The organism is Streptomyces sp. NPDC101191, from assembly GCF_044767915.1.
GTDB lineage: Bacteria > Actinomycetota > Actinomycetes > Streptomycetales > Streptomycetaceae > Streptomyces.
On record NZ_JBIWOU010000008.1, the window covers coordinates 334228 to 353464 of the forward strand.

Annotated in this window: 16 protein-coding genes; 3 read left to right on the plus strand and 13 right to left on the minus strand. The window is 74.5% G+C overall.

Annotated features, from left to right (window positions below):
* Positions 1-4 precede the first annotated feature (4 nt).
* The 6 genes from hflX to miaA form a co-directional block, all read right to left on the minus strand.
* A complete protein-coding gene (gene hflX / locus ACIRQF_RS29770; protein WP_376628567.1) occupies positions 5-1498 on the minus strand; it encodes a GTPase HflX in 1494 nt (497 codons plus the stop codon).
* A 121-nt stretch (positions 1499-1619) separates the two neighbouring features.
* Complete coding sequence (locus tag ACIRQF_RS29775; RefSeq protein ID WP_404096580.1) at positions 1620-3155, minus strand: M1 family metallopeptidase; 1536 nt, start codon at positions 3153-3155, stop codon at positions 1620-1622.
* Between the two features lie 358 nt (positions 3156-3513).
* Entirely contained in the window at positions 3514-5676 is a 2163-nt protein-coding gene (locus ACIRQF_RS29780) for a RelA/SpoT family protein (RefSeq protein WP_404096583.1), read from the minus strand.
* A gap of 200 nt (positions 5677-5876) precedes the next feature.
* Positions 5877-6749: a diaminopimelate epimerase gene (dapF, locus tag ACIRQF_RS29785; protein WP_404096585.1), complete on the minus strand. Its 873-nt coding sequence runs from the start codon at positions 6747-6749 to the stop codon at positions 5877-5879.
* 357 nt (positions 6750-7106) lie between these two features.
* Positions 7107-7571, minus strand: coding sequence for a hypothetical protein (locus tag ACIRQF_RS29790; protein WP_376629176.1), 465 nt, complete (start codon positions 7569-7571; stop codon positions 7107-7109).
* 108 nt (positions 7572-7679) lie between these two features.
* Positions 7680-8618 (minus strand): tRNA (adenosine(37)-N6)-dimethylallyltransferase MiaA, encoded by a 939-nt coding sequence (gene miaA / locus ACIRQF_RS29795; protein WP_404096587.1) that lies wholly within the window; start codon positions 8616-8618, stop codon positions 7680-7682.
* A gap of 114 nt (positions 8619-8732) precedes the next feature.
* On the opposite strand from miaA, the gene ACIRQF_RS29800 reads away from it, so the two are divergent.
* On the plus strand, positions 8733-8969 hold the full coding sequence (locus ACIRQF_RS29800; RefSeq protein ID WP_404096590.1) for a gliding motility protein: 237 nt from the start codon (positions 8733-8735) through the stop codon (positions 8967-8969).
* A 63-nt stretch (positions 8970-9032) separates the two neighbouring features.
* Positions 9033-9278, plus strand: a complete 246-nt coding sequence (locus tag ACIRQF_RS29805) for an antitoxin (RefSeq protein ID WP_376628555.1) — start codon at positions 9033-9035, stop codon at positions 9276-9278.
* Between the two features lie 284 nt (positions 9279-9562).
* Here the strand turns inward: ACIRQF_RS29805 and ACIRQF_RS29810 are convergent, their stop codons facing one another.
* The 5 genes from ACIRQF_RS29810 to ACIRQF_RS29830 all read right to left on the minus strand — a co-directional run bounded on the left by ACIRQF_RS29810 (position 9563) and on the right by ACIRQF_RS29830 (position 15323).
* The gene (locus ACIRQF_RS29810; RefSeq protein WP_376628554.1) at positions 9563-10270 is read right to left on the minus strand and encodes a class III extradiol dioxygenase subunit B-like domain-containing protein; all 708 of its coding nucleotides are present in this window, start codon (positions 10268-10270) and stop codon (positions 9563-9565) included.
* 231 nt (positions 10271-10501) lie between these two features.
* Positions 10502-12034, minus strand: coding sequence for a tRNA (N6-isopentenyl adenosine(37)-C2)-methylthiotransferase MiaB (gene miaB / locus ACIRQF_RS29815; RefSeq protein ID WP_404096593.1), 1533 nt, complete (start codon positions 12032-12034; stop codon positions 10502-10504).
* A gap of 158 nt (positions 12035-12192) precedes the next feature.
* Positions 12193-12867, minus strand: a complete 675-nt coding sequence (locus ACIRQF_RS29820) for a hypothetical protein (protein ID WP_404096596.1) — start codon at positions 12865-12867, stop codon at positions 12193-12195.
* Positions 12868-12903: 36 nt separating this feature from the next.
* Positions 12904-13908, minus strand: a complete 1005-nt coding sequence (pdxA, locus tag ACIRQF_RS29825; RefSeq protein WP_404096598.1) for a 4-hydroxythreonine-4-phosphate dehydrogenase PdxA — start codon at positions 13906-13908, stop codon at positions 12904-12906.
* Positions 13905-15323, minus strand: coding sequence for a four-carbon acid sugar kinase family protein (locus tag ACIRQF_RS29830; RefSeq protein WP_404096600.1), 1419 nt, complete (start codon positions 15321-15323; stop codon positions 13905-13907). Before ACIRQF_RS29830 ends, pdxA begins: the two co-directional genes overlap by 4 nt.
* Before the next feature lie 119 nt (positions 15324-15442).
* Here ACIRQF_RS29830 and ACIRQF_RS29835 point away from each other — a divergent pair, with 119 nt between their 5' ends.
* Positions 15443-16555 (plus strand): LysR family transcriptional regulator, encoded by a 1113-nt coding sequence (locus tag ACIRQF_RS29835; RefSeq protein WP_404096603.1) that lies wholly within the window; start codon positions 15443-15445, stop codon positions 16553-16555.
* Here the strand turns inward: ACIRQF_RS29835 and ACIRQF_RS29840 are convergent, their stop codons facing one another.
* Together ACIRQF_RS29840 and ACIRQF_RS29845 are read right to left on the minus strand one after the other, a co-directional pair.
* Positions 16556-17953, minus strand: coding sequence for a hypothetical protein (locus ACIRQF_RS29840; RefSeq protein WP_382484852.1), 1398 nt, complete (start codon positions 17951-17953; stop codon positions 16556-16558). It abuts the gene before it with no gap.
* 299 nt (positions 17954-18252) lie between these two features.
* A complete protein-coding gene (locus tag ACIRQF_RS29845) occupies positions 18253-19176 on the minus strand; it encodes a hypothetical protein (RefSeq protein WP_404096606.1) in 924 nt (307 codons plus the stop codon).
* Between the last annotated feature and the right edge of the window lie 61 nt (positions 19177-19237).

The window sequence follows — 19237 nt, forward strand, 5'->3', positions numbered from 1 at the left end:
GGCGTCAGTGCGCGGCCGGAACGTACGGCGCGAGCAGCGCCGCCAGCTCCTCGTGCACCCGCGCCTTGATCAGCGTGCCCTCCGGGGTGTGCTCCTCGGAGATCAGGTCACCCTCGGCGTGCATCCGCGAGACGAGGCCGCCCTGCGTGTACGGCACAAGAGCCTCGATCTCGACCTCGGGGCGCGGCAGCTCGGCGTCGATGAGCGCGAGCAGCTCCTCGATGCCCTGGCCCGAACGCGCCGAGACCGCGAGGGAGTGCTTCTCGACCCGCAGCAGGCGCTGGAGCACCAACGGGTCGGCCGCGTCCGCCTTGTTGACGATGACGATCTCCGGCACGTTCACCGCGCCGACGTCGCGGAACACCTCGCGCACGGCGGCCAGCTGCTCCTCCGGGTTCGGGTGCGCACCGTCCACCACGTGCAGGATGAGGTCGGAATCAGCGACCTCCTCCATGGTGGAGCGGAACGCCTCGACCAGGTGGTGCGGCAGGTGCCGGACGAAGCCCACGGTGTCGGCCAGGGTGTAGACCCGCCCGCTGGGCGTCTCCGCCCGGCGGACGGTCGGGTCGAGGGTGGCGAACAGCGCGTTCTCCACCAGCACGCCCGCGCCCGTGAGGCGGTTGAGCAGGGACGACTTGCCGGCGTTGGTGTATCCGGCGATGGCGACCGACGGCACCTTGTTGCGCCGCCGCTCCTGCCGCTTGATGTCGCGGCCGGTCTTCATCTCCGCGATCTCCCGGCGCATCTTCGCCATCTTCTCGCGGATCCGGCGCCGGTCCGTCTCGATCTTGGTCTCACCGGGACCACGGGTGGCCATGCCGCCACCGCCGCCGCCACCCATCTGACGGGACAGCGACTGACCCCAGCCGCGCAGTCGCGGCAGCATGTACTGCATCTGCGCGAGAGCGACCTGCGCCTTGCCCTCTCGGGACTTGGCGTGCTGGGCGAAGATGTCGAGGATGAGGGCGGTCCGGTCGACCACCTTCACCTTGACGACGTCCTCGAGGGCGATCAGCTGGCCGGGGCTGAGCTCACCGTCGCAGACGACGGTGTCGGCGCCGGTCTCGAGCACGATGTCCCGGAGCTCCTGCGCCTTGCCCGAGCCGATGAAGGTCGCCGGGTCCGGCTTGTCGCGGCGCTGGATCACGCCGTCGAGCACGAGGGCGCCCGCCGTCTCGGCGAGGGCCGCGAGCTCCGCGAGGGAGTTCTCCGCATCCTGCGCCGTCCCCGAGGTCCACACACCGACCAGCACGACGCGCTCCAGGCGCAGCTGCCGGTACTCGACCTCGGTGACGTCCTCGAGCTCGGTGGAGAGGCCCACGACGCGGCGCAGGGCCGCACGCTCGGAGCGGTCGAACTGCTCGCCGTCCCGCTCTCCGTCGATCTCGTGGCTCCAGGCGACGTCCTCTTCCATCAGGGCATCGGCCCGAAGGCTCTCGGTGCGGTTCGTCTCCGCGAAGCTCTGCTTGTCCTGGGAAGGGGAAGAAGAGGAGGTCATTTGATCCTTACGTCGAAGAAAAGTCCGTTACGGCAGTCACAACGCGTGACGCCCCTGAAGAATTCCCGGGCTCCGGCCGCGCCGCCGACCAGACGATGGTGACACGGCCGGACCGGGCCCGTCATCCCGGTTTCACGGCGCTCCGCCCGGCTGCCGCGCCGCCGGCCCCCGGCTCCGCCGCCCGCCGGGGCGCCCGGCTGCGCCAGTCGGGGTGCCCGGGCATGGGCGGGGTCTTCCGGGCGTACAGCCAGTCGGCGAAGAAGCGGGTGAGATCGCGCCCGGAGACCTCGGCCGCCAGCGCCGTGAAGTCGGCCGTGGTCGCGGTGCCGTCCCGGTGGTCCTCGACCCACCGGCGCTCCAGGCGCTCGAAGGCCTCCATGCCGATCTCGTGCCGCAGGGCGTAGAGCGCGAGCGCGGCCCCGTCGTAGACGACGGGGCGGAAGAGGCTGATCTTCTCGCCGGGGGCGGGCGGCTTCGGCGCGGCCGGCGGACCGCCGGCGGCGCGCCACGCGTCGGAGGCGGCGTAGGCGGCCTTCATGCGCCGCTCCAGGCTCGGCCCGCCCTTCTCCTCCGCGTACAGCGCCTCGTACCAGGTCGCGTGCCCCTCGTTGAGCCACAGGTCGGACCAGGCGCGGGGCGAGACGCTGTCGCCGAACCACTGGTGGGCGAGCTCGTGGACCATGACGGAGTCGACGTACCACTCCGGGTAGCCGGGCTCCGTGAAGAGGTCGCGCTCGAAGAGGGAGAGGGTCTGGGTCTCCAGCTCGAAGCCGGTGTCGGCGTCGGCGATGAGCACCCCGTAGTTCTCGAAGGGGTAGGGGCCGACCCGGCGCTCCAGCCACTCCAGGTGGCCGGGGGTGCGCCGGAGCCAGGGCTCCAGGAGGTCCCGGTCGGCGGTCCGGACGACGTCCCTCACGGGCAGGCCGTGGGGACCCTGGCGGTGCACGACGGTCGACTTCCCGATGGAGACCTGGGCCAGCTCGGTCGCCATGGGGTGGGCGGTGCGGTACGTCCACGTGGTGGTCGCGCCGTCCCGGGTGCGCCCCGAGGCCAGTCCGTTGGCGACGGCGGTGAGGGTGCTGGGGGCGGTGATCCGGAAGGTGAAGTACGCCTTGTCGGAGGGGTGGTCGTTGGAGGGGAAGACCCGGTGGGCGGCGTCGGCCTGGTTGGCCATGGCGAGGCCGTCCCCGGTGCGGACCCAGCCGCCGGAGTCGGCGGGGCCGCGGGGGTCGCTGGTGTGGCTGACGGTGATCTCGACCGTCTCGCCGCGGTCGACCGGCTCGGCCGGGGTGATCACCAGGTCCTCGCCGCTGCTGGCCCACGTGGCCGGCTCGCCGTCGACGCTGACGGCGGAGACGGTGCCGTGGGTGAAGTCGAGGTTGATCCTCTGCAGGTCGTCGGCGGCCAGCGCCTCGATGGTGGTGACGCCGGCGAGCGGCTCGGTGTTGCGGCCGGGGTAGGTGAGGGCGATGTCGTACGACAGGACGTCGTAGCCGGGATTGCCCAGGTGGGGGAAGAGCGGGTCCCCGATGCCCAGCGGGCCGGGCGCGGGCAGGGTGGCGGCGACGAGCCCCGAGGAGAGGGCGACGAGCACGGCGGAGCGCAGCACGCGCGCGCGTGCCGTCGATTTACGGGGCGTACGGGAGGGGAGCGGCATGGGCTACCGCTACCAGGGCCCGGGCCGCAGCCCTGGACGGCGCGCGCGCCCGCCACCCGAAGGGGGCATGCGCGGACCCCGGGTTCGCGCCGGGGAAATCGGCACCGGGCCCCTCGTCGCCGGGACGGGCGGCGCCATCGGCACCTGGGGGCCGGATCGCCATCGGGACCTGGGGGCCGGATCGCCACCGGGCCCCGGGGCCCGGATCGCCACCGGATCCCGGGGCCCGGAGATCGCCATCGGGTCCTGGGGGACCGGATCGCCATCGGATCCCGGGGCCGGACCCCCATCGGACCCCAGAGCCCGGGCCCCCATCGGACCCCAGAGCCCGGACCCCCCTCGGATCCCGGGCCCCCGATCAGAGCTCCGGCGACGCCGGGTGCCTCGCCCGGCTCACGTCGTAGACCCCCGGTACGTCCCGCATCGCGCGCATCAGGGCGGGCAGGCCGGCCGCGTCGGGCAGTTGGAGGGTGTAGGTGTGGCGGACCCGCTGCTCGCTCGGGGGTTCGACGGTCGCGGAGACGACGGCGACGCCTTCCGCGGCGATGGCCTCGGTGAGGTCGGCGAGGAGGCGGGGCCGGCCGAAGGACTCGGCGACGAGGGTGACGCGGCATTCGGCGGTGTCGCCCCAGTGGACGGGGACGGGGTCCCGGCCGAGCCGGAGCATGGTGTCCGCGGAGGCACAGCCGGTGCGGTGGACGGTGACGGCGCCGCCGCGGACGACGAAACCGGTGATCTCGTCGGGCGGTACCGGGGTGCAGCAGCCGGCGGGGCGTACGGCGCCGCCCGGGCCGGCGGGCAGGTCGGCGCGCAGTCGCGTCCCGGAGCGCCGGTCGGCGGTGACGCTCGCGGGCGGGCGGGGGGCCGCGGCGGGGGCGACGGCCTCGGGGTGGGCCTGAAGCCAGCCGGTGATGGCGATCCGGGCGGCGGGGGTGCGGGCGTGGGCGAGCCATTGCGGGGAGGGGCCGGAGGCGGCGTCCTGGGCGAGCAGGAGCTGGACGGTGTCCCCGTCGTGGAGCACGGTGCTGAGAGGCGCGAGTCGGCCGTTGACCCGCGCCCCGAGACAGCCGTGGGCGGCCTCGCCGTGCTGGGCGTAGGCGGCGTCGACGCAGCTGGCCCCGCCGGGCAGACCGAGGGTGCCGCCGTCGGTGCGGAAGACGGTGATCTCCTGGTCCTGGGCCAGGTCGGCGTGCAGCGAGGTCCAGAAGGTGTCGGGGTCGGGGGTGGCCTGCTGCCAGTCGAGCAGCCGGGAGAGCCAGCCGGGCCGGGTGGGGTCGACGCGTTCGCCGTCCTCGGGTCCTCGGGCGGTCTCCGGGCGCTCGGCGTCCTCGGCACCGTCGGGGGACGCGGCCGCGTACGGGTTGCCGAGGGCGACGACGCCGGCCTCGGCGACCTTGTGCATCCGGTGGGTGCGGATCAGGACTTCGGCGACGGCGCCGTCGGGGGCGGCGACGGCGGTGTGCAGCGACTGGTAGAGGTTGAACTTGGGGGCGGCGATGAAGTCCTTGAACTCGGAGATCACCGGGGTGAAGCAGGTGTGGAGTTCACCGAGGACCGCGTAGCAGTCGGCGTCCTCGGCGACGAGGACGAGGAGCCGGCCGAAGTCGCTGCCGCGCAGTTCGCCGCGCTTGAGGCGGACGCGGTGGACGGAGACGAAGTGCCGGGGCCGGACGAGGACCTCGGCGCCGATGTCCGCCTCGCGCAGGACGGCGGCGACCTGGTCGGCGACGGCGGTGAGGGCGTCGCCCGCACCGGAGTTGTCCGCGATGAGGGCCCTGGTGGTCTCGTACTCCTCGGGATGGAGGATGGCGAAGACCAGGTCCTCCAGCTCGGTCTTGAGGGCCTGGACGCCGAGGCGTTCGGCGAGCGGGATGAGGACGTCCCTGGTGACCTTGGCGATGCGGGCCTGCTTCTCGGGGCGCATCACGCCGAGGGTGCGCATGTTGTGGAGGCGGTCGGCGAGCTTGATCGACATGACCCGGACGTCGTTGCCGGTGGCGACGAGCATCTTGCGGAAGGTCTCGGGCTCGGCGGCGGCGCCGTAGTCGACCTTCTCCAGTTTGGTGACGCCGTCGACGAGGTACGCGACCTCGTCGCCGAACTCGCGCCGCACCTGATCGAGGGTCACCTCGGTGTCCTCGACGGTGTCGTGGAGCAGCGCGGCGGTCAACGTCGTGGTCTCCGCGCCGAGTTCGGCGAGGATCAGGGTGACCGCGAGCGGGTGCGTGATGTACGGCTCGCCGCTCTTGCGGAACTGGCCCCGGTGCGAGGACTCGGCGAGGACGTACGCGCGGCGAAGCACGGCCAGGTCGGCGTCGGGGTGGTGCGCGCGGTGGGCTTCGCCGACGTGCCCGATCGCGTCGGGCAGCCGGTCGCGGACGGCGGGTCCGGCGGTCGCCCCGAGCAGCGCGGCGCGACCCAGCCGGCGCAGGTCGATCCGCGGGCGGGATCGTCTGCGGCCGGGAGCGTCGGGGCCGGTGGCCCCGGCATCGCTCACGGGGTTGGTGGCCTCTGCGCTCATGGGGCACCTCCGGCGGCGTCGACCGGCGGTGGGGCCGGGCAGGCATGCCCGGCGGGCCGGTGCTTGATGCTACCGACCCCACCACGTGGCGCAGTCCCGCTCTCGCCGAGCGTGAACCGGATCACCCATTCGAGGGACGAATCAGTCGTTGACTGTTTCGATTCCGTCGCCTCCGGCGGACCGGAGGATCTCCGCGCGTGTCAGGCGTCGAGCCAGGAGGGCTCGACGGTTCCCTCGGCGACGATCACGGCCGGGCCGGTCATCTCGATCTCGCCGTCGGGGTGCTCGGTGATGATGAGCGTCCCGCCGAGGACGTCGACGGTGTACGTGACGGGGGTGCCGGTCGCGGCCGGGTCGGTGCCGTCCCGGCGGGCGGTGGCGACGGCGACGGCACACGCGCCGGTGCCGCAGGAGCGGGTCTCGGCGGCGCCGCGCTCGTGGACGCGCATGGCGACGTGGCGGGGGCCGCGGTCGGCGACGAACTCGATGTTCACGCCGTCCGGGTAGACCGAGGCCGGCGCGTAGGGCGGCTCGTCGTACAGGGTCCCGGCGTGGGCGAGGTCGTCGACGAAGGCGACCGCGTGCGGGTTGCCCATGTTCACGTTGCGGGCGGGCCAGCTGCGGCCCTCGACCGTGACGGTGACCCCGGCCTCGGGGAGCAGGGCCTTGCCCATCCGCACGGTGACGGAGCCGTCCTTGTCGAGGTGGACGCGCTTGACGCCGCCTCGGGTGGCGACGGACACCTCGCCCGCGGTGACGTGCCCGGCGTGCTGCAGATAGCGGGCGAAGACGCGGACGCCGTTGCCGCACATCTCGGCGACGGAGCCGTCCGCGTTGCGGTAGTCCATGAACCACTCGGCCTCGTCGGCCATGGGCCGCGCCTCGGGGTGGGCGGCGCTGCGTACGACGTGCAGGACCCCGTCGGCGCCGATGCCGGCCCGGCGGTCGCAGAGCCGGGCGACGGCGGCCGGGGACAGGTCGATGACGTTCTCCGTGTCGGGGACGATCACGAAGTCGTTCTCGGTGCCGTGTCCCTTGAGGAAGGCGAGGGGCGAGGTCTGCGCGCTGGTCACGGGATCAACTGTACGGGGCGGGTACGACGGGAGCCGCGACGGTCCACGGAGCGGTACGCGCCCGCTGGCCGACGCACGCGCCACGCCGCGGGGCCCTGCGTCCTGCGTCGCCCGGATCCGCTTCGCGCCCTGCCGGTCCCCGGCTCACACCGCCCGGGGCCTGCCTCACGCCGTCCGTGGCCCGCAGTCCGCCCCGCGCCGTCCGTGGCCGGGGTCCCCCGCACGCTGCCCGTGGCCCGGGGCCCGCCTCGTACCGTCCGTGGCCCGCAGTCCGCCCCGCGCCGTCCGTGGCCGGGGTCGCCCGCACGCTGCCCGTGGCCCGGGGCCCGCCCCGGCCGTGGGTGCGTCCCGCCGTGCTCAGCGCAGCCGGGCCACGCGCCAGACCGCGAGGGCGACCAGGAGGGCGCTGAGGGAGACGTACAGGGCGAGCACGCGCCAGTTCGGGCGTTCGCCGGAGCCGCGGGCGGGCAGCCCGGGCCAGGTGTGGCCGACCCGGCGGGCGGCCATCATGCCCCAGCCGGCCGCGCAGGAGCTGATCAGCAGGCCCAGCATGGCGACGACGGCACCGCCCTCGCCCGAGCCGAAGGCGAGCGGGAAGGCGAACATCAGGGAGCCGACGGCGGCGAGCCCGACGATCGGGGCGAGCTGCCAGATCCGCAGCCGGCGCTGCGGGCGCAGTTCCACCTCGACCTCCGCAGCGTCCACCTCGACGGCGCTGCCCTCGGCCTCGTCCGGGCCGTCCGGCGTCAGTCCGGGCGCCTCACCGGGGATTTCACCCCGGACGGCGGACTGCTGCTCTGTGTCGCGAGGGCCGGCCTCCATCGCCACGCGCCCTCCCAACTCGGACTCCACTTGGTCGATCGATGCTCGATGATGGCACGCTCCCGCCCCCCGGAATGACGGGCATGACGTCCCGATGCCATCACGTGATCAGGCTGTAACCGCTCGTTCGAGCAACGCCAGCGCCCGCCCCGGGAGTTCCCCGCGGTCCTCGACGGCGCCGCTGAGCCAGTGGACCCGGGGGTCACGGCGGAACCACGAGTCCTGCCGGCGCGCGAAGCGCTTGGTGGCGCGCACCGTCTCGGCGCGGGCCTCGTCCTCGGTGCACTCCCCCGCGAGCGCCGCGAGCACCTGCTGATAGCCGAGGGCGCGGGCCGCCGTGCGCCCCTCGCGCAGGCCCTGCGCCTCCAGGGTGCGGACCTCGTCGACGAGTCCCGCCTCCCACATGCGGTCGACCCGGGTGGCGATCCGCTCGTCGAGCTCGGGGCGGGCGACGTCGACGCCGATCTGCACGGTGTCGTAGACGGAGTCGTGACCGGGGAGGTTCGCCGTGAAGGGCTTGCCGGTGATCTCGATGACCTCAAGGGCGCGGACGATGCGCCGGCCGTTGCTCGGCAGGATCGCCCGGGCGGCCTCGGGGTCGGCGGCGGCGAGGCGGGCGTGCAGGACGCCGGAGCCGCGCTCCTCCAGCTCGGCCTCCAGGCGGGCCCGGAGCCCCGGGTCGGTGCCGGGGAACTCCATGACGTCGAGGGCCCCGCGCACGTACAGGCCGGAGCCGCCGACGAGGACCGGGGTGCGGCCCTCGGCGAGCAGCCGGTCGATCTCGGCGCGGGCGAGGCGCTGGTACTCGGCGACGCTGGCGGCCTCGGTCACGTCCCAGATGTCGAGGAGGTGGTGCGGGACGCCGCCGCGCTCCTCCACCGTCAGTTTGGCGGTGCCGATGTCCATCCCTCGGTAGAGCTGCATCGAGTCGGCGTTGACGACCTCGCCGCCCAGCTGCTGGGCGAGGAAGACGCCCAGATCGGACTTTCCGGCCGCTGTGGGACCGACGACGGCGATGACCCGCGGGGCGGGAGCTGCACTTCTCACTTCCCCAGTCTCGCAAACCCGACGGCCCGTCCCCGAATGAGCTACGTGACGGCCTTCGTCCGGCCTTCGTTGCCTGTTGCGGAATAAGGACCCTGAGTACGCTAGGGAGCAGATATGGGCGTTTTCGCACTTTTTCGCCGGAAGAGCAAGGAAGAGGCCTCCGGGACGGAGACCGTGACGGAGGAGGCGGAGGCGGCCGCCGACGCCTCCGAGGTGCTCGCGTCCTCGGAGGCCGGCGACCCCGCGGTGGAGGCCGCCGGTGCGGCGCCGGCCGAGGTCGTCGAGATCCCCAAGCAGCAGTCGGCGGAGGAGGCCGCGGACCGCGAGGCCGGCGAGAGCGCCCGTAGCTAGACGGCACGGATGCGCACGTAACGGCCCGGACCCGATCGGGTCCGGCGGAGGGAGGGTGACCCCATGGGTCTCCTGGATTCACTGAAGGCCAAGCTCGCCCCGGCCAAGGACAAGGTCTCCGACCTCGCCAAGGAGCACGGCGGCAAGGTGGAGCACGGCCTGGAGAAGGCCGCCAAGGTGGTCGACGAGAAGACCAAGGGCAAGTACAGCGACAAGATCGAGTCCGGCACCGGCAAGGCCAAGGAGGCCATCGGGCGGATCGCCCACAAGGACGAGGGTCCGCCCCCGCCCCCGCCGCCGACTGCCTGACCTGGCCCTCCCCCACGGGGGGGGGGGGGGGGGGGGCCGCGCCCCCCCCCCGCCGCCCCCCGGGGGGGCGCCCCCCCCCCCCCCCCCCCCCCCCCCCCCCCCCCCCCCCCCCCCGGGGGGGGGGCGGGGGGCGGGGCGCCCCGGGCCCGTCCGCCGTTGCGCTCTCTCCGCCCGCCGTCGCGAGTCCGCCGCCGCTGCGCTCTCTCCGCCCGCCGTCGCGAGCCCTCCGCCCGCCGTCGCGCGCGAACCCCGACGGGCGGGACACGACAACGGTTCGCGCCCGGCTAGCTCCAGGCGGCGACGAAGTAGCCGACGCCGTACGGGGCGTCCTCGTAGAGCAGCCGGCCCCCCAGGTCCGCGCCCTCGGCGGCGCCCGCGAGCACCTGCCACGGGGCCCGGCCTGCCACCTTCAGCTCGTACGCGAGCCGCTCGTCCAGGGCGAGCAGTGCCGCCCGGTCCGCCGCGCCGAGCGCCCGTGCGGCCTCCGCGTCGAAGGCCTCGGCGCGCTCGTCGAGATAGCCGGGCGCCTTCAGCGTGCGGCAGGCACTGCCGTCGCCCATCACCAACAGCGCCACCCGCTCCGCCGACGCCGCGATCTCCCGGCCGGTCGCCGCGCAGCGCGCGGCCTCCAGCGGCTCGCCGACGCCGAGGCCCTCGATGGGTGCGTCGGCCCAGTCGGTGTGCTCCAGGAGCCAGCCGGCGACCGCGAGCGAGGCGGGCAGCGGTCGGTCGCCGCCGGGCCCGTCGCCGAGCCGTACCGTCAGGTCGACGCCGAATCCGGCGAAGGAACCGGACGAGCCGGCGGGGAACACGCCGCGGGCGCCCTCGGCCGCCGGGCCGATGACGACGAGCCGGTCGGGGCGGGACGCGGCGAGCACGCCGAGCGCGTCGGAGCAGGCCGTACGGGCCTCGGCGAGCTCGGACGCGGCACCGGCCGCGACGGCGGGCACGAGCAGCGGGGGGCAGGGGCAGACGGCGGCGGCGACAAGCATGATCCGCAGCCTACTGCGCCACCGCGCCAAGGGCCGGTCCCCGTCCGGGGTCCGGGACCGGACGCCCACGGCTGCGGATACGGCTCGGGTGGTCGTACAGCAGCTCAGTCGGGGTCGTACAGCGGCCCCGGGTGGTCTTCCGCGGCTCAGCCGGGGTCGTACAGCGGCCCGGGTGGTCGTACCGCGGCTCAGCCGGGGTCGTACAGCAGCCCGGGTGGTCGTGCCCCGGTGTCAGTGGCTCCCGCAGGCCGGTGCGTCGGCGACCGGAGGCGGCTCCGGGACGCCGATCTTCGGCAGGCCGAGGAGCACGCCGGCCGGCTTGGCGGCGGCCGCGGCGGTGCGCTTCTCCCAGGCGTCGCCCGCGCGGGTGCGGCGGACGGCGGTGGTCGGGCCCTCAGCGAGGAGGTGGTGCGGGGCGGCGTAGGTGATCTCGACGGTCACGACGTCACCCGGGCGCACGTCCTCGTCCGGCTTGGTGAAGTGCACGAGGCGGTTGTCGGGGGCGCGGCCGGAGAGGCGGTGGGTCTCGCCGTCCTTGCGGCCCTCGCCTTCCGCGACCATGACTTCCAGGGTGCGGCCGACCTGCTTCTTGTTCTCCTCCCAGGAGATCTCCTCCTGGAGGGCGACGAGGCGCTCGTAACGCGCCTGCACGACCTCCTTGGGGATCTGCCTCTCCATGGTGGCCGCGGGGGTGCCGGGGCGCTTGGAGTACTGGAAGGTGAAGGCGTTCGCGAAGCGGGCCTCGCGGACGACGTGCATGGTCTGCTCGAAGTCCTCCTCGGTCTCGCCGGGGAATCCCACGATGATGTCGGTGGAGATGGCGGCGTGCGGGATCGCGGCGCGCACCTTCTCGATGATCCCGAGGAAACGCTCCTGCCGGTACGAGCGGCGCATCGCCTTCAGGACCGTGTCCGAGCCGGACTGCAGCGGCATGTGCAGCTGCGGCATCACGTTCGGGGTCTCGGCCATGGCGGCGATGACGTCGTCCGTGAAGTCGCGCGGGTGCGGCGAGGTGAAGCGGACCCGCTCCAGGCCCTCGATCTCCCCGCAGGCGCGCAGCAGCTTGCTGAAGGCCTCGCGGTCGCCCAGGTCGGAACCGTACGCGTTGACGTTCTGACCGAGCAGGGTGATCTCGGAGACCCCCTCGCCGACCAGCGCCTCGATCTCGGCGAGGATGTCGCCGGGACGGCGGTCCTCCTCCTTGCCGCGCAGCGCCGGGACGATGCAGAAGGTGCAGGTGTTGTTGCAGCCGACGGAGATGGAGACCCACGCGGCATAGGCGGACTCGCGGCGGGTCGGCAGCGTCGACGGGAACGCCTCCAGGGACTCCGCGATCTCGACCTGCGCCTCCTCCTGGACGCGGGCGCGCTCCAGGAGCACCGGCAGCTTGCCGATGTTGTGGGTGCCGAAGACCACGTCGACCCAGGGGGCCCGCTTGACGATGGTGTCGCGGTCCTTCTGCGCCAGGCAGCCGCCGACGGCGATCTGCATGCCGGGCCGGGCGGCCTTCATCGGCGCGAGGTGGCCGAGGTTGCCGTACAGCTTGTTGTCGGCGTTCTCGCGGACCGCGCAGGTGTTGAAGACCACCACGTCGGCGTCGCCGTTGGAGCCCGCGGGAGCCTTGACGTAACCCGCCGCCTCCAGGAGGCCGGAGAGCCGCTCGGAGTCGTGGACGTTCATCTGGCACCCGTAGGTGCGTACTTCGTAGGTTCGCGTCACGCCCTGCTCGGCCACGGCTCCGGTCCCGTCTTTGCTGCTGGTCACCTGACAAGGGTAAGGGGGGCCGAGGGCTGCCCCGCTCCGCCCGACCGCCGCCCCGCCCTCGCTGCCCGCCGCCTCGCGGCCGGGGGCCCGCCCGCTGCGGCCAGCAGCCCGGGCCGCGGGCCGGCGCTGCGACCGCCGCCGCGCGGTCCCGGCCGCCGCTACGGCCTGCTGCCACTCGCCTCCAGTACGGCCGTGAGCTGGGCGGCGAGCGTGCCCGCGTCGGGGCGGACCGCGCCCGCGAAGGCCGCCGAGCCCACCGTGAAGGCGTCGGCGCCCGCCTCGGCGAGGGCCCGGATCTGCTCCTGGGTGGTGAGCGAGCCCGCGACGACGAGCCGGCCGGCCGTCGCGGCGCGGGCCGCCCGGACCAGGGCGAGGGGATCGGCCTCGGTGGCGCGGTGGGCGAGCAGGTCGACGCCCGCGCAGCCGGCGGCCTCGGCCCGTCGGCAGTCCGCCGCGACACGGTCCGGGCCGCCGGCCAGGCGGGTCGGATGCCCCTGGGGCTCGCCCACGAAGGGCAGGTAACGGATCCGTGTCCCGTCGAGCAGGGCGAGGGTCTCCTCCACCCAGGTGCCGCCCATCAGCCAGTCCACGCCGAGGTCGACGGCCGCCCGTACGGAGTCGAGCGCCTGGTCGCGGCCGGTGGCGACGACCTCCAGATGGCTGGTCGCGCCGAGCGCCCTGATCTGCTCGTGCAGCCGGCGCAGGGTGACGGCGTCGACACCGACGTCCTCGAAGCCGATGTGGGTGATGCCGAGCTCGCGGACCGAGTCGAGGACGTGGAGGCAGTCGGTGACGGTCCGGTCGTCCCGGGTGAGCATGAAGACGAAGTCCATGGGGGTCCCTTCCAGGGCGTGGTCGAAGAACCCGCCCTACGCGTGGGGGGCCAGCTCGGTGGCGTGGCGCAGGGCGGTGAGCAGGCTGGTGTGGTCGGCGGTGCCGGTGCCCGCGAGGTCGAAGGCGGTGCCGTGGTCGACGCTGGTGCGCACGAACGGCAGGCCGAGGGTGATGTTGACGCCGTGCTCCAGGCCCAGGTACTTCACCGGGATCAGCCCCTGGTCGTGGTACTGGGCGACGACGGCGTCGAACTCGCCCGCCCTGGCCCGCATGAAGACGGTGTCGGCGGGCCAGGGCCCGCTCGCGTCGATGCCCTCGGCGCGGGCCGCACGCACGGCGGGTGCGATGACGTCGAGGTCCTCGCGGCCGAAGAGGCCGTTCTCGCCGGCGTGCGGGTTGAGACCGGCGACGGCGATCCGGGGCCTGCGGCCGGCGCCCCCGGCCGAACGCAGGGCCTCGTGGGTGAGCCGGACGGTGTCCAGCTCGCGCGCGACGGTCAGGGCGTCGATCGCGGTGCGCAGGGACTGGTGGACGGTGACGAGGACGATCCGCAGCTCGTCGTTGGCCATCATCATCGCGTAACGCCCGGTGTGGGAGAGCTCGGCGAGGATCTCGGTGTGCCCGGGGAACGGCAGCCCGGCGAGCCGCAGCGCCTCCTTGTTGATCGGGGCCGTGACGACGGCCCGCACGTCACCGGCGAGGGCGAGCTCCACACCCTTGCGGACGTACGCGTAGGAGGCGGCGCCCGCCCGGGCGGCGACGGTCCCGAGAGCGAGGTCCGCGGGCAGCGCCGGGCCTTCCGCGAGGACGTCGAGGACGCCGGGGGTGCGACCGGCTCCAGCGGGGGTCCGGACGGTGCGCACCTGGAGCCGGGTGCCGGTGGTGCGGCAGGCGCGGGCGAGGGCGCCCGGGTCGCCGATGACGAGGAGCGGAGCGGCGGCGGGTCGGCGCGGGTCGGCGCAGGCCTTCACGGTGATCTCGGGGCCGATGCCGTGGGGGTCGCCCATGGTGAGGGCGAGGGGGCGGGGCGGGCGGGTCACCGTGCCTCCCCCGCGGGTCGGACGTCCCGTGCCGGTCGGGCGCCTCCGGCGGGTCGGGCCTTACCCGCCCCTCGGGCGTCCTTCGCCTCACCGGAGTGCCCGCCCTCCCCCGCACCTCGGGCATCCTTCGCCCCGCCGGAGTACCCGCCCTGCCCCGGGGCCCGGGCATCCTTCGCCCCGCCGGAGTGCCCGCCCTGCCCCGGGGCCCGGGCATCCTTCGCCTCGCCGGAGTGCCCGCCCTCCCCCGGGGCCCGGGCCGCGGCCGGGCCTTCCGCCTCCCCGGCGCTCGCGCCCGTCAGGACCGCGTGGAGGCGGACGAGGGTGCCGTCGTCGCCGAAGCCGCCGGCCTTGACCAGGACCGGGAGGCGGGGCGCGGTCGGTCCGTGGAGGGTGCCCCGGGCGATGCCCGGCTCCGGTTCGTCGTACAGCTCGATGCCGGTGGCGCCGAGGGCGACGAGGACGGCGGCGGCCGTCTCCCCACCGGTGAGGACCAGCCCGTCGGCGCGCCGCTCCCTGATCATCTCGACCGCGGCGCCGGCGAGCCGGTCGAGCAGACCGCTGGAGTCGGCGGACCGCTCGTCGGGCGTGTGCAGGGTGCGGACGGAGGCCCGGGGCGGCGGGGTGGTCGCGGTGTCGTGCGGGCCGCGCTTCCCGGACTCCGCGTGCAGCGCGGCGAGCTGGCGCCTGCTGGCCGGGTTGGCGCTGCCGACGACGGTCAGCGGACGGCGTACGGCGGGGAGTTCGGGAAGCGGGTCGGCGGGTCGGCGGGTGTGGCGGCGGGCGAGGGCGGCGGCCAGGCCCGGCGACCCCACCCACAGGACGTCCTGGGGGCGCGGAAGGGCCGCCACGACGGCGTCGAGATCCGCCTCCGTGACCGCCGAGCAGACGAACACCCCGCCGGAGTCCACCAGTCGGGGCAGGTCCGCCGACCCGGCGTGCCCGGGTTCGACGAGGACGGCCTCCGGCAGGAGCTCGGTGAGGTCGGCCGTGCGGACCGGGTGGGCCGGGTCACGGGCGAACTCGCTCGCGTCGACCCGTACGCCCCGCACGTACTGGACGCCGCCGACCGTCGTACGGCCCTCGGTCGGGAAGGCCGGGGCGAGGACCGCCGCGCGGCGGCCCGACCCGGCGAGCGCGGCGCGCAGTTCGGCGGCGACATGGCCGCGCAGGGTCGAGTCGACGGTCTTGACGAGGAGGTCCGCACCCGCGTACGCCTCGGCCGCCTCCCCCGTCCGGGCGGCCGCCTCCGGCTCCGCAAGGAGACGGGTGCCGAGGTCGACGGCGGTGACGCCCGGCCCGTGGGCCTCCGGGGCGAAGAGGACCAGGGCGCGGTGGCCGGAACGGCGGAAGGGAGCGGCGCCGTCGGCGGCGCTGGTGAGGTCGTCGGCGAGGACGACGACGGTGGATGGCGACATCTGGGCGTGTCCCCCGGATCGTGGTAGATCGTGGTTCCGTGACGAGATCAACCCTGTCTCGCCGCGAACCCGCAGGACAAGCGATTCCTTCTCACCCCACCTGTGACGGGATTTCACACATGACCCGGCCGGACCTGCCCCCGCTGAACACCCTGCTGCCCTTCGAGGCGACCGTCAGGCACGCGAGCATGACCCGGGCCGCCCAGGAGCTCCACGTCACGCACGGTGCGGTCAGCCGCCAGGTGCAGAACCTGGAGAAGGCCCTCGGAACGCCCCTGTTCGAGCGGGGCGCGCGCTCGCTGCGGCCCACGCCGCAGGCCCGCCGCCTCGCCGCGGCCGTACGGGACGCGCTCGACCTGATCGAGTCGGCCGCCCGGGAGGTCTCCGGGCGGGACCGGGGCGCCGGTCCGCTCGCCCTGTCCTGCGAGCCCACGCTCCTGATGCGCTGGCTCATCCCGCGCCTTCCGGACCTCGCGGCCCGGCACCCCGGACTGACCGTGCACCTGTCGGCGGGCGGAGGCCCCGTCGCGTTCGCCCGCGACACGGTGGACGTGGCGCTGCGCCGGGACGACTTCCCCGTGCCCGAGGGAGTCAGCCGGGTGCCGCTGTTCGAGGAGTGGATCGGCCCGGTCTGCCGTCCCGGGCTCGCGACCCGTCTCCTTGACGGGGAACCCGTGCCGCTGCTGCACACCAGCACCCGGCCGACCGCCTGGGACGACTGGCGCCGCCTGACCGGGCACGCCCGGGTCACGGACCGGGCCACGACCTCGGAAGGGGCCGCGGCCCGGGCCTCGACACCCTCCCAGGCCCCGAACCCGGCCCCGAACCAGGCCCCCAACCCTGCCCGAAACCACGCCCCCGTCGCGGCCCCGGACCAGAACCCGGAGCAGGCCCCGGTCGCGGACCAGACCCCGGCAGCGGCCCCGGTCGCGGCCCCGAACCACGCCCCGGTCGCGCCCCCGGACCAGACCTTCGAGCACTTCTATCTCGCGCTCCAGGCGGCCGTCGCCGGCGTGGGCGTCGCCGTCGGGCCGTACGCGCTGGTCCACGACGACCTCGTGCGGGGCCAGTTGGCGGCGCCGTACGGGTTCGTCGCGGACGGTACGGGCTACGGCCTGCTCAGCCCGCGCCCGCCGGAGCACGACGGGCGGACCGCCACCCTCCTCGGCTGGCTGCGGGAGCAGGCGGCGTCCCTGACGCCGCCTGCCGGGGAGCGGTTCGGCTCGCTGTGATCAGCCGAGCGGGACGGTGCGGAATCCCCGGACGCCCTGCGCGACGGGCACGGGGACGCTCCGGACGCCCTTGTCGGAGGAGTACGCGGGCCCCGTGGCGCCGACCGGAGTGGTGGTCATCGGCCGGTCGGCGGCACACCGCTGCTTCTCCGCCTCCGACATGGGGCCGGTGCGCTGGAGCAGCCGGTCCGGCACCGCCCGCGAGGGTCCGTCGATCACGGCGTGCAGCCGGTAGTCGTCCTTCTTGCCGAGGAACCAGCCCTCGACGCGCTCGCGGCTCGGCTGGAGCTCCACCCAGCTGACCTCGCCCGGCTGGATGCGTTCCACGACGTTGCGCTGGTCGCTGCCGAACCACTGCCAGGCGCGCTGCCAGCCCTGCTCGTACGCGAGGGAGAACTGCCCGGACATCGGCCGCTCCTTGATCCGCTTCTCGTCCTCGGCGCGGTCGCCCGACGTGGGCAGTTTGGCCACGTCGTTGAGGGGCAGCTGGGCGGCGGCGTAGGTCTGGGAGATGCTGTCGTAGCTCCGCTCGGAGAAGGCGACGACCCTGGTGTGTTCGAGGGTGTTGCGGGTGCAGTTGACGAAGGCCTCGCCCACGACCCGGGACCGGTCGTAGTAGCGGAAGGACATGCCGGGGACGGGCCGGAAGACGCAGGCGTTCTCCCCGTTGCAGGCGGCGGCCGCGTTGTGGAGGGTCTTCTCGCGCTCGTTGCCCTTGTACGCCTCCGCCGTGCCGAGGGCGGTCTTGTCGACGGTCTTGTCGACCGCGGGCGGCGTCTCGACGGCCCGGATGCGGGCGATCATCGGCGTGCAGGTCACATGGGTTTTGGTGTCGGTGACCTTGGAGGTGAAGGTGAGCAGCGGTTCGTTCTCGGCCGCTGTGAAGACGTAGCTGCGCTTGGTCCAACGCCCCTTTCCCGGCGTCCCCTTGACCCGGTCGGGGTCGCCGGCGGTGGTGACGGCCTGGACGGGGCCGCCGGAGGCCTCGACGGTGTACGGCTGCCCGTCGGCGACCTGTTCGCCGGTGCACTCCTTGGAGACGGCCGGGCTGTCCTCGTAACTGATGGTCACCTGGGCGCCGTTGCGCACGCCGCGCAGGCGTTGCCTGAGCGTGTTGCCGTCCTTCTGGAGGGCGACGCCGTGGGCGTTGTCGGTCCGGCCGGAGGCGGTGGGCGAGTAACGCTGGTTCTGGCCGTCCCAGAAGTCGAGGCCGACGGTGGTGGGGCCGTCGCCCTTCATGACGGGGTCGGCGAAGTCGCCGTTGAGGACGGGGACGGTCTGCGGGGCGGCGGCCCGGGCGGGGGCCTCGGCGGCGTCCGCGGTCCAGCCGCCGAGGGCGGCGGCCGGGAGCAGGAGGCCCGCGGCGGCGAGCGTACGGAGCGGCGAAGAGGGAGACATGGGGACGGACTCCTCGTGGGGTGGTGGTGCGTGCCAGGGGCGGGACGGGGAGGGCTTGGGTGCGGCCCGGAGCCGGCGTGCCGGGGACTGCCGACGGCTCCGGGGGACCCGCGGGACGCGGAGCGGATGCGGCTCGGGGACCCGCGGGACGCCCTGCGGATCCGGCTCAGGAACCCGCGGGACACCCTGCGGATCCGGCTCAGGAACCCGCGGGACACCCTGCGGATCCGGCTCAGGAACCCGCGGGACGCCGGTGCGGATCCGGCTCGGGAACCCGCGGGACGCCCAGCGGATCCGGCTCAGGAACCCGCGGGGCGCAGGACGTCGACGTGCTTGGGCGCCGCGCCGGGGACGAGGGCCTCCCGGGCGGGGAGGGTGCGGAGCTTCGGCGTGTTGTTGTCGCCGTCGGACGCGGTGTTCTGCGGCGGCCGCTTGCGCCCGCACAGCTGGTCCGGGACGGCGTAGGTCTGGGCGACGAAGGTGCTGGAGTTGACCATGGAGGGGCTGTCCACGGCGATCCCGGAGACCTGGGCGCCGCTGCTCGTGACGAGCGAGCCGACGACGCGTCGCATGGCCGCGCTCGCCCCGAACACCAGCATGTCGTAGGGCTTCACGGTGGTCCGGTACGTCGTGGTCTCGGTGTTCTCGACGGTCCACGACTTGGAGTACGTGGCCTTGAAGGCGGCCTCGAAGGCGAGTTTGGCGCTCATCGAACCGGCGACCTTGCCGCCGGCGGCGACGCTGGTCTTGGTGCCGTTCGTCGAGGTCGGACCGTCCTTGAGGTTGGGCGTCTTGTGCTCGCTGGTGATGTCGTTGGTGAGGTTGGTGGTGACCTCGCCGGAGGCGGTGACGGTGCCCTCGGCGGTGATCTTGCCGGAGATCTCGCCGCCGATGTTGTCGGTGCTGGACGTGCGCAGCGCCACGGCGCGGTCGACGCTCATGTCGCTGACCGTGCAGTTGACGACCGCGTTGCCGAGGGACTTCACGGCGGTGGTGAACTCGCGGCCGTTCTTGGGATCGATGACGAAGCGACAGGACTCGGGCTTGCTGTCGCACTCCTTCAGGACGTCGGCGACCTTCGCCGGGCGTCCTGCGGAGGTGCTGGCGCGCGGGGCGGGCGGCTCGCCGGGTGCCTCGTCGGCGCCGGCCGGCGGGGCGAGCGGCACGGCGAGGCCGAGGGCCAGGGCGGGGAGGAGGAAGAGCGCGGGACGGCGCGGGGGCATGGGGGACATCCCTTCGGGACGAGGGTGCGTGGGTGTGGGGGGGCGGCCGGCCGGGGTGCGC

What these genes read in the sequence shown, in the direction of transcription:
- hflX (WP_376628567.1), bottom strand. Translation starts at nt 1,498, where the DNA reads ATGACCTCCTCTTCTTCCCCTTCCCAGGACAAGCAGAGCTTCGCGGAG.
- ACIRQF_RS29775 (WP_404096580.1), bottom strand. Translation starts at nt 3,155, where the DNA reads ATGCCGCTCCCCTCCCGTACGCCCCGTAAATCGACGGCACGCGCGCGC.
- ACIRQF_RS29780 (WP_404096583.1), bottom strand. Translation starts at nt 5,676, where the DNA reads ATGAGCGCAGAGGCCACCAACCCCGTGAGCGATGCCGGGGCCACCGGC.
- ACIRQF_RS29790 (WP_376629176.1), bottom strand. Translation starts at nt 7,571, where the DNA reads ATGGAGGCCGGCCCTCGCGACACAGAGCAGCAGTCCGCCGTCCGGGGT.
- ACIRQF_RS29800 (WP_404096590.1), top strand. Translation starts at nt 8,733, where the DNA reads ATGGGCGTTTTCGCACTTTTTCGCCGGAAGAGCAAGGAAGAGGCCTCC.
- ACIRQF_RS29805 (WP_376628555.1), top strand. Translation starts at nt 9,033, where the DNA reads ATGGGTCTCCTGGATTCACTGAAGGCCAAGCTCGCCCCGGCCAAGGAC.
- ACIRQF_RS29810 (WP_376628554.1), bottom strand. Translation starts at nt 10,270, where the DNA reads ATGCTTGTCGCCGCCGCCGTCTGCCCCTGCCCCCCGCTGCTCGTGCCC.
- ACIRQF_RS29820 (WP_404096596.1), bottom strand. Translation starts at nt 12,867, where the DNA reads ATGGACTTCGTCTTCATGCTCACCCGGGACGACCGGACCGTCACCGAC.
- ACIRQF_RS29830 (WP_404096600.1), bottom strand. Translation starts at nt 15,323, where the DNA reads ATGTCGCCATCCACCGTCGTCGTCCTCGCCGACGACCTCACCAGCGCC.
- ACIRQF_RS29835 (WP_404096603.1), top strand. Translation starts at nt 15,443, where the DNA reads ATGACCCGGCCGGACCTGCCCCCGCTGAACACCCTGCTGCCCTTCGAG.
- ACIRQF_RS29840 (WP_382484852.1), bottom strand. Translation starts at nt 17,953, where the DNA reads ATGTCTCCCTCTTCGCCGCTCCGTACGCTCGCCGCCGCGGGCCTCCTG.
- ACIRQF_RS29845 (WP_404096606.1), bottom strand. Translation starts at nt 19,176, where the DNA reads ATGCCCCCGCGCCGTCCCGCGCTCTTCCTCCTCCCCGCCCTGGCCCTC.